The sequence below is a fragment of the Bacillus sp. FSL W8-1127 genome, assembly GCF_038006725.1.
GTDB lineage: Bacteria > Bacillota > Bacilli > Bacillales > DSM-4216 > Bacillus_O > Bacillus_O smithii.
The window spans coordinates 3337058-3353315 of sequence record NZ_JBBOVU010000001.1 but is presented as its reverse complement, the minus strand read 5'-3'; the positions used below and the strand labels follow the sequence as shown (position 1 = coordinate 3353315).

The 16258-nt window shown below is 42.6% G+C and carries 15 protein-coding genes; all 15 read left to right on the top strand.

Annotation, left to right across the window (positions count from 1 at the left end; translation table 11 throughout):
* Positions 1 to 489: 489 nt before the first annotated feature.
* The 15 genes from NST12_RS15695 to NST12_RS15625 all read left to right on the top strand — a co-directional run bounded on the left by NST12_RS15695 (position 490) and on the right by NST12_RS15625 (position 16161).
* Positions 490 to 849: a response regulator gene (locus NST12_RS15695; RefSeq protein ID WP_003353370.1), complete on the top strand. Its 360-nt coding sequence runs from the start codon at positions 490 to 492 to the stop codon at positions 847 to 849.
* Between the two features lie 171 nt (positions 850 to 1020).
* A complete protein-coding gene (locus NST12_RS15690; RefSeq protein WP_003353369.1) occupies positions 1021 to 1887 on the top strand; it encodes a class II fructose-bisphosphate aldolase in 867 nt (288 codons plus the stop codon).
* Between the two features lie 94 nt (positions 1888 to 1981).
* Positions 1982 to 2629 (top strand): fructose-6-phosphate aldolase, encoded by a 648-nt coding sequence (gene fsa, locus NST12_RS15685; protein ID WP_048624251.1) that lies wholly within the window; start codon positions 1982 to 1984, stop codon positions 2627 to 2629.
* A gap of 447 nt (positions 2630 to 3076) precedes the next feature.
* The gene (locus NST12_RS15680) at positions 3077 to 4363 is read left to right on the top strand and encodes a UDP-N-acetylglucosamine 1-carboxyvinyltransferase (RefSeq protein ID WP_003353367.1); all 1287 of its coding nucleotides are present in this window, start codon (positions 3077 to 3079) and stop codon (positions 4361 to 4363) included.
* A gap of 90 nt (positions 4364 to 4453) precedes the next feature.
* Positions 4454 to 5419 carry a class II fructose-bisphosphatase gene (gene glpX, locus NST12_RS15675; protein ID WP_003353366.1) on the top strand — a complete coding sequence of 322 codons (966 nt, stop codon included), beginning with the start codon at positions 4454 to 4456 and terminating at the stop codon, positions 5417 to 5419.
* Between the two features lie 239 nt (positions 5420 to 5658).
* On the top strand, positions 5659 to 6945 hold the full coding sequence (gene rho, locus NST12_RS15670) for a transcription termination factor Rho (protein ID WP_003353365.1): 1287 nt from the start codon (positions 5659 to 5661) through the stop codon (positions 6943 to 6945).
* Positions 6946 to 7146: 201 nt separating this feature from the next.
* On the top strand, positions 7147 to 7347 hold the full coding sequence (gene rpmE, locus NST12_RS15665; protein ID WP_003353364.1) for a 50S ribosomal protein L31: 201 nt from the start codon (positions 7147 to 7149) through the stop codon (positions 7345 to 7347).
* Positions 7348 to 7774: 427 nt separating this feature from the next.
* Positions 7775 to 8398: a thymidine kinase gene (locus NST12_RS15660; protein WP_048624249.1), complete on the top strand. Its 624-nt coding sequence runs from the start codon at positions 7775 to 7777 to the stop codon at positions 8396 to 8398.
* Positions 8399 to 8452: 54 nt separating this feature from the next.
* Complete coding sequence (locus NST12_RS15655) at positions 8453 to 8887, top strand: hypothetical protein (protein ID WP_003353362.1); 435 nt, start codon at positions 8453 to 8455, stop codon at positions 8885 to 8887.
* Positions 8888 to 9073: 186 nt separating this feature from the next.
* Positions 9074 to 10144, top strand: a complete 1071-nt coding sequence (gene prfA, locus NST12_RS15650) for a peptide chain release factor 1 (protein WP_048624248.1) — start codon at positions 9074 to 9076, stop codon at positions 10142 to 10144.
* A 2-nt stretch (positions 10145 to 10146) separates the two neighbouring features.
* Positions 10147 to 11019, top strand: a complete 873-nt coding sequence (prmC, locus tag NST12_RS15645; RefSeq protein ID WP_341101976.1) for a peptide chain release factor N(5)-glutamine methyltransferase — start codon at positions 10147 to 10149, stop codon at positions 11017 to 11019.
* A gap of 315 nt (positions 11020 to 11334) precedes the next feature.
* On the top strand, positions 11335 to 12276 hold the full coding sequence (gene spoIIR, locus NST12_RS15640; RefSeq protein ID WP_048624246.1) for a stage II sporulation protein R: 942 nt from the start codon (positions 11335 to 11337) through the stop codon (positions 12274 to 12276).
* 284 nt (positions 12277 to 12560) lie between these two features.
* Positions 12561 to 13460, top strand: coding sequence for an ABC transporter ATP-binding protein (locus NST12_RS15635; RefSeq protein ID WP_048624245.1), 900 nt, complete (start codon positions 12561 to 12563; stop codon positions 13458 to 13460).
* Entirely contained in the window at positions 13453 to 14730 is a 1278-nt protein-coding gene (locus NST12_RS15630) for an ABC transporter permease (protein ID WP_048624244.1), read from the top strand. Before NST12_RS15635 ends, NST12_RS15630 begins: the two co-directional genes overlap by 8 nt.
* A gap of 390 nt (positions 14731 to 15120) precedes the next feature.
* Positions 15121 to 16161, top strand: a complete 1041-nt coding sequence (locus NST12_RS15625; RefSeq protein WP_341101965.1) for an L-threonylcarbamoyladenylate synthase — start codon at positions 15121 to 15123, stop codon at positions 16159 to 16161.
* Positions 16162 to 16258: the final 97 nt, after the last annotated feature.

Below are 16258 nucleotides of genomic sequence, written 5' to 3'. Positions count from 1 at the left end.
ACAAGGCTTTTTAAAAAGATCAATAGAATGATGGTCAATCGAACTTCTGTGCAGAAATTGGTTAGCCGCTTCTGCACAGAAGTTTTGTTTTTTTGGATCGCTTTCAAACAGTCAATCAGCACGATTATGGATTATTTTTCCTTTTTGAGTGAATGGGCCATTCATCCTTTCAGAAAGGTCGCAGACAAACGGATGGAATGAATGGAAAATGAAACGTGAAAAAGGGCCTTAATTTTGTGGAGGATATTTTTTGTTTAAAATCTACTTTTATAATACAATATGGCAAAATTATGGTTTTAAACATCTCCAGAAAGAAGGAATTTAATCGTAAAAAAGAGAAGTATAGTTTTGATTTAGAGAGATAGATGTGGTTCAGGATAGGAGGAGGTACCTCTTTCGCTGTTCATGTTTCATTGTTTATTTAGTTGGGATGGGGCATCAATATACATACCGGTACGAATTCAAACCATTGTAAGGGGTGGGATCCATATGGCAGAGAAAATATTAATCGTCGACGATCAATTTGGGATTAGAATTTTGTTGAACGAAGTCTTGCAAAAAGAAGGGTATGAAACGTACCAAGCCTCCAATGGCGCACAAGCTCTTGAAATTGTCGACCGGTATTCTCCTGATTTAGTGTTGTTGGATATGAAAATTCCCGGAATGGATGGCATTGAAATACTCAAAAGAATGAAACAAAAAGACCCGGATATCAGGGTGATTATTATGACCGCTTATGGAGAACTGGATATGATTCAAGAGGCAAAAGAATTGGGAGTTCTCACACATTTCGCAAAGCCGTTTGACATTGATGATATACGCAATGCCGTTAAGCAATATATTTCTTAATTTCGGGTATATTTGAACAAGTGAAGAATTTTTTTTGTGAAAACGTACCCATGTTGGTAAAAAAGATATGAATTTGGTATCATAAACAATGTAAATTCCATCCGTTGGTTTAGGTAAGGGAGGGTCCTTTGCCGATTAAACTTCCAGGGAATGAGTTAAGGAGGAAAAATTATGCCTTTAGTTTCCATGACTGAAATGCTTAACAAAGCTAAAGATGAAGGATATGCTGTGGGTCAATTCAATATTAACAACTTAGAATTCACCCAAGCGATTCTACAAGCAGCTGAAGAAGAAAAATCTCCTGTTATTCTTGGAGTTTCTGAAGGCGCAGCTCGCTACATGGGCGGATTTAAATTGGTTGTAAACATGGTTAAAGCATTGATGGAAGAATATCAAATTACGGTGCCAGTGGCTATCCATCTTGACCATGGTTCCAGCTTTGAAACATGCGCAAAAGCGATTCATGCTGGTTTCACTTCCGTTATGTTTGACGGTTCCCACTACCCTCTTGAAGAAAACATTGCGCTGACGAAAAAAGTAGTGGAACTTGCCCATCTTTTTGGCGTCTCCGTTGAAGCGGAACTTGGCCGCATTGGTGGACAAGAAGATGACCTTGTTGTTGAAGAGGCAGAAGCAATGTACGCTATTCCTTCTGAATGCGATCGTCTTGTGAAAGAAACGGGTGTAGACTGCTTTGCTCCTGCACTGGGATCTGTTCATGGTCCGTACAAAGGAGAGCCGAAACTTGGTTTTGACCGTATGAAAGAAATAAGAGATTTAACAGGAGTTCCGCTCGTGCTTCATGGTGGTACAGGAATTCCAACAAAAGATATTCAAAAAGCCATTTCTCTTGGCACTGCCAAAATTAACGTAAATACAGAAAACCAAATAGCTTCTGCAAAAACTGTTCGCCAAGTTCTTGCAGAAAAACCGGATTTGTACGATCCACGTAAATACTTGGGACCGGCCCGCGATACCATTAAAGAAACGGTTATCGGCAAAATCCGCGAATTTGGTTCTTCAGGAAAAGCATTTTAAAATCATGAATAGTCAGTTTGAAACCGCCTTATCTTAATAGGGCGGTTTCCGTACATTACTCAATTGAAAATAATGGAAGAGGTGTGGTGGCGTCATGAAATTTTTTATTGATACAGCTAATATAGAAGAGATTAGAGAAGCCCATTCGTGGGGGATTCTATCAGGTGTGACAACCAATCCTTCTTTAGTAGCAAAAGAAAATGTTTCTTTTCAAGATCGCCTTCGTGAGATTACATCCCTTGTGGATGGATCTGTCAGTGCAGAAGTGATTGCGACGGATGCGGAAGGAATGATTCGGGAAGGACGGGAATTGGCTCAAATTTCTCCTAATATTACGATTAAAGTACCTATGACTCCCGATGGATTAAAAGCCGTTTCCACTTTTAAAAAAGAAGGCATTAAAACAAACGTAACCCTTATTTTTAACGCCAATCAAGCCCTTTTAGCCGCTCGTGCCGGAGCTTCCTATGTTTCTCCGTTTTTGGGACGACTGGACGATATTGGGCATGATGGTTTGGAATTGGTCGAAAAAATTGCTAATATTTTTGCGATCCATGATATTGAAACCGAAATCATTGCTGCTTCTATTCGCCATCCTCAGCATGTCACCGAAGCTGCCTTAAAAGGCGCTCATATCGCCACTGTTCCGTTTAAAGTATTGAAGCAAATGTTCCATCATCCGCTTACTGACAAAGGTATTGCTGCTTTTCTTGCCGATTGGGGCGGAAGATCGCTGAAATAAAATAAATTTTTCATCAGCGGGGCGCTTCCCCTGCTGATGTATAAGTTTTTGGAAAGTCTGACTTTCCTTGATTTGCTTAGCCGGAGCACCTTCTAGCGGAATAGCGGTAATCCCAAAGAATGCATCAAAAGACAAAAATCTATGATTTGAAAAAAATTCCAATATTTATACATGAAAAAAGATATTTTGTTTAAACTAAAAAAGAATCCATGAAATCCTCTGTTTGAATGGATAAATATAAGTTCTTAAAAGTAGTGAAATCGTTATCTTTTGTTTTAGCAGGAAGGCAGCAAACTGCGGCACCAGAACAGTTGTGTTGCAAGTGATAGAGCCATCCTATGAAATAAAAATCCCGATCAATCACACTTGTCATCAATGAATGATGAACAATAATGTGATGGAGTTTCGTTTAATTTTTTCAACAAGGTAATCGGAAGGGAGTCTACCATGGAAAAGCTAAAAATCGCAGGAGGATATCCACTAAAGGGAACGGTAAAAATTGACGGAGCAAAAAACAGCGCTGTGGCTCTTATACCGGCAACGATTTTAGCAGAGTCTCCGGTAACCATTGAAGGATTGCCTGATATTTCTGATGTCCAAATTTTAAAACATTTATTGATGGAAATTGGCGGTAAGGTTACCTTTGAAAAAAATGAGATGACAGTTGATCCAACAGAAATGGTTTCCATGCCGCTCCCCAACGGCAGGGTGAAAAAGCTGCGCGCTTCCTACTATTTAATGGGTGCGATGTTGGGCAGGTTTAAAAAAGCCGTTGTTGGACTCCCTGGAGGCTGTCATCTTGGACCACGCCCTATCGACCAACACATTAAAGGTTTTGAAGCGCTCGGTGCTGAGGTAACAAACGAGCAAGGAGCCATTTACTTACGTGCGAAAGAGTTGCGAGGGGCGAGGGTGTATTTGGATGTGGTCAGTGTAGGCGCCACGATCAATATCATGCTGGCAGCAGTGAAAGCGAAAGGGCGGACAGTGATCGAAAATGCGGCGAAAGAGCCGGAAATTATTGATGTAGCCACCTTGCTGAATAATATGGGAGCCAAAATCAAAGGAGCCGGGACAGACGTGATTCGAATTGATGGAGTGGAACATTTGCACGGGTGTCGGCATACCATTATTCCTGATCGAATTGAAGCAGGCACATACATGATTTTGGCTGCGGCGATTGGAGAAGGAATTCTCATCGACAATGTCATTCCCCCTCATTTAGAGTCCGTCACAGCCAAACTTCGGGAAATGAATGTACCCATTGATATCGGAGATGACCAAATATTTGTCGGGAAAAGCGGCGAAATCAAAGCAGTTGATATTAAAACTCTTGTTTATCCAGGATTCCCAACAGATCTGCAGCAGCCATTTACCACTCTTCTTACTCAAGCTAAGGGCACATCAATTGTGACAGATACCATCTATTCCGCACGCCTCAAACATATAGATGAACTGAGAAGAATGAACGCCAAAATTAAAGTTGAGGGCAGTTCCGCCATCATTGACGGTCCGGTTAAGCTTCAAGGGGCGAAAGTAAAAGCGAGCGATTTACGCGCCGGTGCTGCACTTGTGATCGCAGGCTTGCTCGCGGAAGGCATTACGGAAGTGACAGGTGTCGAACATATTGATAGAGGATACAGCCATATAGTGGAAAAATTAAACGGCCTCGGTGCGACAGTTTGGCGTGAAAAATTATCAGAAGAAGAATTAGAACAAATAAAAAGTTCCTGATTCACTCTATTTTCCTCCTAAATGTGTTACAATAAATCTGTAATTATGTTATACAAATTCTAGTTATGTGTAATACAGGAGGAACCCATTATGGAGAGAAGCTTATCGATGGAACTTGTCCGCGTGACGGAAGCGGCTGCTCTTGCTTCAGCGCGGTGGATGGGACGAGGAAAAAAGGACGAAGCGGATGACGCTGCTACAACGGCAATGAGAGATGTGTTTGACACGGTTCCAATGAAAGGCACCGTGGTTATTGGCGAAGGCGAAATGGACGAAGCACCGATGCTTTATATAGGAGAAAAATTAGGGACAGGCTATGGCCCTCGAGTGGATGTAGCAGTAGATCCGCTGGAAGGAACGAATATTGTCGCATCCGGCGGCTGGAACGCTTTAGCGGTCATTGCCGTTGCGGATCATGGCAACCTTTTGCACGCTCCCGATATGTATATGGATAAAATTGCGGTCGGTCCGGAAGCTGTTGGACAAATTGACATCAACGCTCCGATCATCGACAATTTAAAAGCAGTAGCAAAAGCAAAAAACAAAGACATTGAAGATATCGTGGCAACGGTTTTGAACCGCCCGCGTCACGAGCATATCATCGCCGAGCTTCGTGAAGCAGGAGCTCGCATTAAATTAATCAACGATGGAGATGTAGCAGCTGCCATCAATACAGCTTTTGACCATACAGGCGTTGATATTCTTTTCGGAATTGGAGGGGCGCCTGAGGGAGTAATTGCAGCCGTAGCCTTAAAGTGTTTAGGCGGAGAAATTCAAGGAAAACTTATGCCGCAAAATGATCAAGAATTGAATCGGTGCAAAAGCATGGGAGTCGATGTCAATCAAGTTCTCCGCATGGAAGATTTGGTGCGGGGCGATGACGCCATCTTTGCTGCTACCGGCGTCACGGATGGAGAATTATTACGAGGAGTTCAATTTAAAGGCACTTATGGTTCAACACACTCTGTGGTCATGAGAGCAAAATCAGGCACGGTTCGTTTTATTGAAGGACGCCATAGTTTAAACAAAAAGCCGAACCTCGTCATAAAACCTTAAGGAACCGCCCAGAGAATTGAACAGTTCTTCCTTTTGATCGTACAGGCTCCCGGCTTGTACGATTTATTCCTTTCTTTTTTGTTCTCTTATTGATACATCCCTATGAACCAGTTAAAATAGATATGGCTTTCGCGAATTTTCCGTTCTATCTCTTCCTCATATATTTGATTAAAACTATTGCCATTTGATGAAGAATAAAATGTTGTGAAAAACTGAATAATAAAAAGTGTGGTGTCAAAATGGAAGAACTAACAATCTCATGCTTAGAAAACATGAAACTGAAAGAATTATATGAGTTAGCCAAAACGTATAAAATTTCCTACTACAGCAAATTAACCAAAAAAGAATTAATTTTTGCCATACTGAAAGCAAGGGCAGAACAAGAGGGCTTTTTCTTCATGGAAGGCGTTCTTGAAATCATCCAGTCAGAAGGGTTTGGTTTTCTCCGTCCCATTAATTATTCGCCAAGCTCTGAAGATATTTATATATCGGCATCCCAAATTCGACGATTTGATCTCCGAAATGGTGATAAAGTTTCCGGAAAGGTTCGTCCTCCAAAGGAAAATGAACGTTATTACGGCTTGCTTCATGTAGAGGCCGTCAACGGGGATGATCCTGAATCAGCAAAAGAAAGGGTGCACTTTCCGGCTTTAACACCGCTCTATCCTGACCGACAAATAGAACTTGAAACTTCACCATCCAATCTATCCACCAGAATCATGGACATCATCACTCCAGTGGGATTTGGCCAACGCGGACTCATTGTGGCTCCGCCAAAGGCAGGTAAAACCATGCTTCTAAAAGAAATTGCCAACGCTATCACAACCAACCACCCTGAGGCAGAATTAATCGTTCTGTTGATAGATGAAAGACCTGAAGAAGTGACTGATATTGAACGGTCCGTTCAAGCAGAAGTCGTCAGTTCTACATTTGATGAAGTTCCGGAAAATCACATAAAAGTAGCTGAACTTGTTTTGGAAAGAGCCATGCGTCTTGTAGAGCATAAAAGAGACGTTGTGATTTTAATGGACAGCATCACCCGGCTTGCCAGAGCTTATAACTTAGTCATTCCGCCAAGTGGAAGAACGTTGTCCGGAGGAATTGATCCGGCTGCTTTCCATCGTCCGAAGAGATTTTTTGGAGCTGCCCGCAATATTGAAGAAGGCGGGAGCTTGACGATTTTGGCAACTGCTCTTGTGGATACGGGTTCACGCATGGACGACGTGATTTATGAAGAATTCAAAGGAACCGGCAACATGGAACTTCATCTCGATCGGAATCTTGCTGAGAGAAGAATTTTTCCGGCGATTGATATTCGTCGTTCCGGAACGCGTAAAGAAGAATTGTTGATTGATAAAGAACGGCTGGATGTTTTATGGGCGATTCGAAAAACGATGTCAGATTCTCCGGATTTGGCAGAGAAATTTTTGCGCAAGCTTAAACAAACCAAAACCAATAGTGAATTTTTTGAGCAAATTGCTGAGGAAATGAAAACGAATGGGATGTCTAAACGGATTTTGATGTAAAAGCATTGAAAATGAACACGTGATCTGGGGAAAGATTTGGTGGCTTTTTTCACCAGAAGAGGCAAACACTTTTGTTGCAATGAAATACATTTTCTGCTATAATCCTACTAGTGTTTTTTGAAAAAAGAAGTATGCGGTTGTTTCCGCACTTTCATAGAACTCTGTTTCAGATGACTCAGGGCATAAAAGGAGATGAAAAGAATGAAACCAGGTATTCATCCTGAATACAAAAAAGTAAAAGTAAAATGCGCTTGCGGAAATGAATTCGAAAGTGGTTCCGTGAAGGATGAGCTTCGCGTTGAAATTTGTTCTGAATGCCATCCTTTCTACACAGGACGTCAAAAATTCGCTTCTGCAGCCGGTCGTGTTGATAAATTTAATAAAAAATACGGTCTTAAATAAGAATCGAAAGAGTGACAGGCGAGTTTTATCAACTGCTTGCCTGTTTTTTGTTCCCGGCGGAAGCAGCTATAATAGTCTCTTGTTCGTGGAAACAATGGTATAGGGGCAATGAACGATATTGCCTCTATTTTTTTGCAGCTGCTTTGCCCGGAGAAGGATCTGCTTTCCGGGGCCGGGAAAATGGATGGGGCTGCATCCTGGACATGCATGACGGCAGTACGGGGTATAAAAGGATCATTGCCGTTTGCAATCGTTTTTTACTTATTTAGATCGGACTTCGTGTCTAAAACACAAAATCGTTTTTTACGGGAAATGATCCGTAAAAGCTTATGGAAATCTTGAGAAGGCAGTGCGGGATGCAGGCCCCGGCTGCTCATTGGTTTCTTAAATTCTTGAACGGAATTTCTTGGAAAGTGGGGCTCTTTCTATGTATGTCATGGAACATTCCGGTTGGGTGGAAGTCATATGCGGCAGCATGTTTTCCGGGAAATCGGAAGAGTTGATTCGTCGTGTTCGCAGAGCAGAATTTGCAAAACAAAACATCCTTGTATTTAAACCAAAATTGGACAATCGTTACAGCGAAGAAGCGGTTGTCTCTCATAACGGAATATCCTTTGAGGCAATCCCGGTAGAATCTTCTCAAGAGATTGTGGAATTGGTCACGGAAGACATTGATGTTGTAGCGATCGACGAGACCCAGTTTTTTGATGAAGGCATTGTTGAAGCCGTAAAACATTTAGCGGATCGAGGACACCGTGTGATCGTGGCGGGATTAGATCTCGATTTTCGCGGAGAGCCTTTTGGACCCATGCCTGCTTTAATGGCGACGGCAGAAATGGTCACAAAACTACAAGCTGTTTGCACGGTTTGCGGCTCGCCTGCAAGCCGGACACAACGGCTTATAAACGGTTCGCCGGCTAGTTATGATGATCCGATCATCTTGGTAGGAGCGTCCGAAAGTTACGAGCCGAGGTGCCGCCATCATCACATCGTTCCTGGATCAGAGAAAGAACTACAAAAGAAAAGCTTAGCTTCCTCTCAGGAAATATAAAGCAATAGTACCCTCCTTTTTATTGGTTATCCTAAGAAAAGGAGGTGTTTTTTTATGCGTTTTTTCCTGATGGCCGCTGTGGTGTTTTTGCTGTTGAACGGCTGTGGAATGATTGAAAGGGATTCGACCTATGGAGAACGGGAAGACCGTCATGGAGTTCAATTTGTAAGCCATCGAGATCGTCTCGGCAGCCAAGAGCGCAGGGAGCGTGACGACCCGACAAACACAAACCAAAATCCTAATTTTATTGATCGAGCGCCCGATCAGCCGAATTTAGGCACTGATATTGAGAAAGCAAAGCAAGTGATTCGCAATGATACAAATCGTTATGAGATTGATTCCGTTTGGATCAACGGACGGACGATGTGGGTAAAAGTCAATACCCACAGAAAACTGTCCGATGAAGACAAAGCGGAAGCAAGATTGCATAGAAAGCTCATCCAAGCCCTTCCGCGTTACCGGATCGAGGTGGATATCAAGCAGCGATAAGCTCCCTTGCGTTAGGGAGTCCTTTTTATATGTATAAGAAAAAGGTCCAACTGCCCTTAACTGCTCGATAAGTTCAACTAACAAAATCCCCGCTTATGAAAGTTTCACTTAATTTTTTGGTGTTGTGGCTGGCCATCCTGTATACTATAATAAGAACGTTTAAGACTGAACGTAGAGGTGACATGAATGTTTGATCGTTTGCAGGCAGTGGAAGACAGGTACGAGAAATTAAATGAACTGCTGAGTGATCCCGAAATTGTGAACGACCCGAAAAAGCTTCGGGATTATTCAAAAGAGCAGTCGGATATAGCCGAAACCGTGCAAACGTACCGTGAATATAAAAAGAAAAAGCAGCAATACCAAGAAGCGAAAGAAATGCTGGAGGAAAAGCTTGATCCGGAAATGCGCGAAATGGTAAAAGAAGAACTGCATGATCTCGAGGGTCAACTGGAGGATTTGGAAGAGCAATTAAAAATCCTGCTGCTTCCGAAAGATCCGAATGATGATAAAAACGTTATCATGGAAATCCGCGGAGCGGCAGGGGGAGAAGAGGCAGCCCTTTTTGCGGGAGATCTGTACCGCATGTACAGCCGCTATGCTGAATCAAAAGGTTGGAAAACAGAAGTAATCGAAGCGAATCCAACAGGACTTGGAGGATATAAAGAAATCATTTTTATGATTCAAGGTAAAGGAGCTTTTTCTCGGTTAAAATATGAAAACGGCGCTCACAGGGTTCAGCGTGTTCCGGAAACAGAATCGGGCGGCCGGATTCATACATCCACTGCGACGGTTGCTTGTCTGCCGGAAGCGGAAGAAGTAGAAGTGGAAATCAATGAAAAAGATATTCGCGTCGATACGTTTGCTTCCAGCGGTCCGGGCGGGCAAAGTGTAAACACAACCATGTCGGCAGTCCGTTTAACTCATATTCCAACCGGAATTGTTGTGTCTTGCCAAGATGAAAAGTCGCAGATCAAAAATAAAGAAAAAGCCATGAAAGTATTGCGCGCCCGCATTTATGACAAATATCAGCAGGAAGCGCAGGCAGAGTACGATGAAAAACGCAAATCCGCTGTCGGCACAGGAGATCGTTCTGAACGCATTCGCACGTATAACTTTCCGCAAAATCGCGTTACCGATCACCGAATCGGTTTGACGATCCAGAAGCTTGATCAAGTGCTGGAAGGAAAACTGGATGAGGTGATTGATGCTCTCATCTTGGAAGAACAATCGAAAAAACTGGAAAATTTAGAGGACTAGACATGGCGGGATGGAAATTATACGAAGCCCTTAATTGGGCTTCTTCTTTTTTAAAAGAGCATAAACGCGATCAAAATGCGGGAGAAATTTTGCTTATGCATGTCATGAAAATAGATCGAGCCAAACTGTTGGCTAATTTGCGAACAGATTTAAGCCGAAAAGAACAAGAACAGTTTGTTGACTGGGTGCATCGTCATAGCGAGGGCGTCCCCGTCCAATATTTAGTAGGTTCTGAAGAATTTTTCGGCCGAACTTTTGCAGTGAATAAAAACGTGTTGATTCCGAGGCCGGAGACGGAAGAGTTGGTTTATTACGCTTTAAAAAGAATGTCTGTTTTATTTGACGGCAAAAAGGGATTGACGATTGCGGATATCGGTACCGGGAGCGGAGCCATCGCTGTTACCGTCAAATTGGAACGGTCGGACTGTATCGTTTATGGTGTGGATATTTCCCGGCCGTCGCTCGATGTGGCTATCCAAAACGGAAACCGTTTAGGAGCTGATGTTCAATGGGTGGAAGGAGATTTGTTAACGCCATTCATTGATAAAGGAATAAAATTGGACGTCATTCTTTCGAATCCTCCTTATATTCCGCTGGCCGAAAAGGATTTATTAGCCGATGTCGTGAAAGATCATGAGCCGGAATTGGCTTTATTTGGAGGGCAAGACGGATTGGATCTATATCGCCGGTTTTGCACCCAGCTTCCGCTTGTATTAAAAGAACAGGCTCTTGTCGGTTTCGAAGTCGGTGCCGGCCAAGGGCAAGTTGTAGCGGATATGCTGAAAAAAGTGTTTCCTAAAGGGGACATACAGGTTGTGTTTGATATAAACGGCAAAGACCGCATGGTATTTATGGAGATGAAGAATCATCAGTGAATGCAGCTGGCGAAAGGGTTCCTTGAATGGAAACAAACAGAGGCTCTGAAGTTGATAGAATAAAGAGATCCTATTTGAATTTCTCATCAAAAAAGAAACCCCCTTATGCGCCATGCTTTCTGATTTTTGTTAGTCCATTTAAGTGAATAAGCCTGTAGGAAGCCACTTGGGGAGGAAGATCGACGACCCGGGTGGCTTTTTCGTTTTGTCTGATAAGGCTTGTACTGAAAATAGGTTTCTATGAAATTTTATTTTCCGTGTTTAATTGCCGGTGATTATGTCCACACTGCTTTTTAGAGGGGAGAGGTGGATGAAATGAAAAAGTATACGGCAGTATTCTATTTATTGATTCTTTCAATGGGAACCATTTTCAGTTTATATATACCGAAGCAGGAAACAGCCGCGGAGGAAACAGTGGTTATCCCGGATCAGGCGATTCGATTAAGGATTTTGGCCAACAGCGATAAGCCGGAGGACCAAGCAGTGAAAAGAAAAATACGCGATGAAGTGAATGCCCATATTCAGTTGTGGGTGAAAGATCTTACTTCTATCAGCCAAGCAAGGAAAGTGATCAAAAGCAAACTTCCGGAAATACAACGTATTGCTTCCCGCGTCATGGACGAGGAAGGAATTCATCAATCGGTGAAAGTTGAATATGGGAAGCACATCCAGTTTCCAACCAAACTGTACGGTCAATATTTATATCCGGCGGGAGACTATGAAGCGGTTTTAATTACATTAGGAGAAGGGAAAGGAGCCAACTGGTGGTGTGTTCTCTATCCTCCGCTTTGTTTTCTTGACTTTTCTAACAGTGTGGCCGTTCGCAATGAAGCGGAGGCAAATCCGGGTGTGAACGAGAAAAAAGAAAAGACCGAAAAAAGAGAAACGAATAAGAAAGAAGAGGTCGAGTCGGCACCATCGACAGTGGACAAAGAGGACGATTCAACGGTGACTGAAAAGAATCCAATCGAGGCCCCGAGAAAAAAAGATGAAACAGAAACAAGTTCAACGGGAGAAGGTATCGAACAGCCTTCTTTATCTGCCGCGGGCGCAGACGGCCAAATGGAAAATAAAAGCGAGTTGTCGAGAGACCATTCGGCAAACGTAAAGGAAACAAAAAAGAAAAAGGAAGAAGATCCTATCAAGAAAAACAGCGTCTCTAAGAAAAAAAGCAGCAAACCCCCTGTTTATGTCGGCGACGAAGAGAAAGTAAAGGTTCATTTTTTAATCGTGGATGTCATGAAAAAGCTCTTTTAATCGGAAGCACCTCGAATGGGTTGTCGAGGTGTTTTTTCATGTGCCATTTTGGGAGCATCGGCAGGAAAAAGAGAAAAAATTGGGAATTATAAAAAAACAAGAAACTTATTTTCAGCTTAAACGTAAATGTAATTTGGAGCAAGATTTTTTCGAGTCTGGGTCCTTTTCCCGAAGAAAGAGGTGCTGAAACCAGCTTCCGGCCTTTACTCAGTTAAGAGATTTTCACTCTTCTTCACTGGAGGAAGGATCTAAATAGACGGTTTGTTTTCAAAAGGAGTGATTTCATGTCTTTGAAACTGGAAAATGTGACAAAACGATTTGGTTCTTTGACAGCAGTAAATCAATTATCGTTAGAAATTCCGTCCAATGAAATTTTCGGATTTCTCGGAGCGAATGGTGCAGGAAAAACGACCACATTTCGAATGATTTTGGGGTTGTTGGATTTGTCGAATGGCTCCATTCTGTGGGACGGGAGGCCGATCAACTACGAAACCAGTCCTTACATTGGATATTTGCCCGAAGAGAGAGGGCTGTATCCGAAATTAAAGGTGAAAGACCAGGTGGTGTACTTGGCACGGTTAAGAGGCATGGACAAACAAAACGCCGAGAAGGAATTAAAAAAATGGCTGGACCGCTTTCAAGTGCCTCAATATGAAATGAAAAAAGTGGAAGAACTTTCGAAAGGAAATCAGCAAAAAATTCAATTTATCACAGCCGTTCTTCATAAACCGAAACTGTTAATTCTCGATGAACCGTTCAGCGGTCTTGATCCGGTCAATGTCGAACTATTAAAAGAGGCCGTTCTGGATTTAAAAAACAGCGGGACAACCATTGTGTTCTCCAGCCATCGTATGGAGCATGTGGAAGAACTATGCGAACATGTATGCATCATGCAAAAAGGCAGTCCGGTTTTATCAGGGTCTCTTCGTGAAATCAAGCGTTCATTCGGGAAAAAGAACATTTCCATTGCGGCCGATTTTTCGCTTGATTATTTAAAGGAGTTTCCGGGGGTATTGAAATGGAAAAAAACAAGTGAAGGAGCTCTTCTTCAAGTAGAAACGGAAGAAGTCGGACAGCCGATTTTGGAAAGTCTGATCGGAAAAGGATTTGTTCGCAAATTTTCAATAGACGAGCCTTCTTTGAATGATATTTTTATAGAGAAAGTGGGGCTTTCTTATGAATAAGTTTTGGATGATGCTCGTACATACTTATGGAACTAAATTAAAAACAAAATCGTTTATAGTGACAACGATCATTTTGGTGGCGGCCATTTTTTTGATGGCCAACATTAATAAAATCATTTCTTATTTTGACGGCCATGAAGTCAAACACATTGCTGTACTTGATGAAAGCAATGGCGTTATCTTTGCGCCTTTAAAAACGAGCTTGGCAGCCGTAGACAAAGACATAAAACTTGAAAAATCCGGCGATGACGAAACCGCTTTGAAAAAACAAGTAAGTGAAGGAAAATTAGATGGTTATTTGGTCTTGTCGCTTGATGAGCGACAATTGCCGAAAGCCGTTTACCGATCGGAATCCTCTGACTCCAATACGGCCGATCGGTTGAAAAATGCTTTGCAAACGGTGAAGGGGCAAATGGTCGCCGGAAAACTTCAGCTTACCTCTGATAAGCTGGCTCTTTTAAACTCCCCTGTTTCATTTGAAAAGGTGCCTCTTGATCGAAAGGCCCAATCAAAAGAACAGCAGGGAGCGGCGAGTGCGCTCGTATACGTTCTGTTAATAGCCATTTATATGTCTGTGCTTATGTATGCCAACATGATTGCCACAGAAGTGGCCGTTGAGAAATCCTCTCGAGTGATGGAAATTTTGATTTCCAGTGTGTCGCCGATCAAGCAGATGTTTGCCAAAATTTTGGGTGTAGGGCTGTTGGGGTTGACGCAAATCATAATCGCAATCGCAGCCGGTGTTCTGGCACTTCAAACAAATTCGGAAGTATTGTCATTTATTAAACATTTTCATATTTCCAGCATGGCTGCTTCCACGATTGGATACGCGATCGTGTTTTTCCTTCTTGGATATTTTCTTTATGCTACATTGGCTGCTTTGTTGGGATCGCTTGTCAGCAGGGTGGAAGATATTCAACAAATGGTGCTTCCAATGACGTTTTTAGTAGTGATCGGCTTTATGGTGTCCATGTATGGGATGAATCAGCCGGACGCTGCCTTCGTTACCGTTGCATCTTATATTCCGTTTTTCACCCCGATGATTATGTTTATGAGGTATGGACTATTGGGGATTCCCACTTGGGAAGTTTTAGTCGGCATTGCGATTATGATCGTTTCCATCATTATTCTGGCCGTCATGGGCGCTCGAATTTATCGAGGGGGAGTGCTGATGTACGGGACTTCTTCTTCTCTGAAAAATATAAAAACCGCCTTCCTGTTGACAAAAAAAGAACCAACGTCCGAAAGAAAGAAAAACATTCCTTTTTAATGCGGCTATGGATTGAAAAAGCGGCGAAAAAGTTTGAATATCCACTTTTCTCGTGGCATGCTTTGAATTCAATTGGAAGCCCAAACATCAAAATTATATCGTCATAAAGAACCGGACCCGCTCAAGGGTTCGGTTTTTTAACAGAGATAGGAGAAGATTCAACTTTTGATGAGGATGAAATAGCAAAAAAAGCGTAAATTCTGAAATTTATCCACTTTATCCACATAGTTATCCACTGAATAAACATTATATTATCCACATATGTGGATAATAATGGGGAATTTGTGAATATGCGTTTTTATGATAAAATAAAGGAACGCCATAATATAATTAGGATAAAGAGCGGTTGAAAACGAAAAAGAACTTTGTGAAATTGTAAGGTGAATAAGGATGGAAACAAAATGTTGGATTGTGGATAAAGAAGTGGACAACGAAACTCGTTATCCACAAATTGAAGAAGCAGCACAAGCTCTTCGGTTAAATGAAGTGGTGGCCTTTCCGACCGAAACGGTCTATGGATTAGGGGCCAATGCTTTGAGCGATGAGGCGATTGCCAAAATTTATGAAGCGAAAGGGCGGCCAAGCGATAATCCGCTTATTGTTCATATCGCCGATACATCCCAATTGGAACCACTTATTGTGGACATTCCTAAAAAAGCGAAACGGCTGATGGAAGCTTTTTGGCCTGGTCCGTTAACCATTATTTTTAAGAAAATGCCAGGGCGCCTATCCGAGAAGGCTACAGCCGGTATGGATACGGTGGGCATTCGCATGCCTGACCATCCGGTTGCGCTTAAATTGATTTCGGCGTGCGGCCTCCCCATTGCTGCGCCAAGCGCCAATCGGTCCGGAAAGCCGAGTCCGACTTCTGCTAAACATGTTTGGGACGATTTAGCAGGGAAAATTGCCGGTGTCGTGGACGGTGGAGAAACGGGGGTTGGGGTAGAATCCACTGTGCTTGATTGCACTGTAGAGCCGCCCGTCATTTTACGTCCCGGCGGCCTTTCAAAGGAAGAAATCGAAGATGTCATTGGACATGTAGAATTTGACCCGGCTCTAAAAAATAAAGACAGCAAGCCGAAAGCTCCGGGCATGAAATATACTCATTATGCTCCGAACGCACCTTTGTATTTAGTGGAAGGACCGATCGAAAAAATTCAGCAGCTGACGGATGCTCAAAGAAGTGCGGGAAAAAAGGTCGGAATCTTAACGACAGAGGAGAACTCTTCCAGCTATGATGCCGATATTGTTCTCTCCTGTGGAAAAAGATCCGAATTGTCCACGGTCGCTCATGAACTTTATGGCGTGTTGCGCCAATTTAACGAGACGGAAGTGGACATTATCTATTCAGAAGTTTTTCCAAACACGGGTATTGGTGCAGCGGTGATGAACCGTCTGGAAAAAGCGGCGGGTCATAAATGGATTCGATGACGGATGAATGTTGTCAACGTTTTGACGATCCTCCTTTGGTAAACGATTGGGCAAACATTCGGAATCTCAAAAAAGAAGGACGTAATGACGACCTGGC

Excerpts from the sequence above, each read along its gene's own strand:
- glpX (WP_003353366.1), top strand. The coding sequence starts at position 4,454 with ATGGAGAGAAGCTTATCGATGGAACTTGTCCGCGTGACGGAAGCGGCT.
- NST12_RS15680 (WP_003353367.1), top strand. The coding sequence starts at position 3,077 with ATGGAAAAGCTAAAAATCGCAGGAGGATATCCACTAAAGGGAACGGTA.
- NST12_RS15635 (WP_048624245.1), top strand. The coding sequence starts at position 12,561 with ATGTCTTTGAAACTGGAAAATGTGACAAAACGATTTGGTTCTTTGACA.
- NST12_RS15655 (WP_003353362.1), top strand. The coding sequence starts at position 8,453 with ATGCGTTTTTTCCTGATGGCCGCTGTGGTGTTTTTGCTGTTGAACGGC.
- NST12_RS15690 (WP_003353369.1), top strand. The coding sequence starts at position 1,021 with ATGCCTTTAGTTTCCATGACTGAAATGCTTAACAAAGCTAAAGATGAA.
- spoIIR (WP_048624246.1), top strand. The coding sequence starts at position 11,335 with ATGAAAAAGTATACGGCAGTATTCTATTTATTGATTCTTTCAATGGGA.
- NST12_RS15695 (WP_003353370.1), top strand. The coding sequence starts at position 490 with ATGGCAGAGAAAATATTAATCGTCGACGATCAATTTGGGATTAGAATT.
- prfA (WP_048624248.1), top strand. The coding sequence starts at position 9,074 with ATGTTTGATCGTTTGCAGGCAGTGGAAGACAGGTACGAGAAATTAAAT.
- NST12_RS15630 (WP_048624244.1), top strand. The coding sequence starts at position 13,453 with ATGAATAAGTTTTGGATGATGCTCGTACATACTTATGGAACTAAATTA.
- NST12_RS15660 (WP_048624249.1), top strand. The coding sequence starts at position 7,775 with ATGTATGTCATGGAACATTCCGGTTGGGTGGAAGTCATATGCGGCAGC.
- NST12_RS15625 (WP_341101965.1), top strand. The coding sequence starts at position 15,121 with ATGGAAACAAAATGTTGGATTGTGGATAAAGAAGTGGACAACGAAACT.
- rpmE (WP_003353364.1), top strand. The coding sequence starts at position 7,147 with ATGAAACCAGGTATTCATCCTGAATACAAAAAAGTAAAAGTAAAATGC.
- rho (WP_003353365.1), top strand. The coding sequence starts at position 5,659 with ATGGAAGAACTAACAATCTCATGCTTAGAAAACATGAAACTGAAAGAA.
- fsa (WP_048624251.1), top strand. The coding sequence starts at position 1,982 with ATGAAATTTTTTATTGATACAGCTAATATAGAAGAGATTAGAGAAGCC.
- prmC (WP_341101976.1), top strand. The coding sequence starts at position 10,147 with ATGGCGGGATGGAAATTATACGAAGCCCTTAATTGGGCTTCTTCTTTT.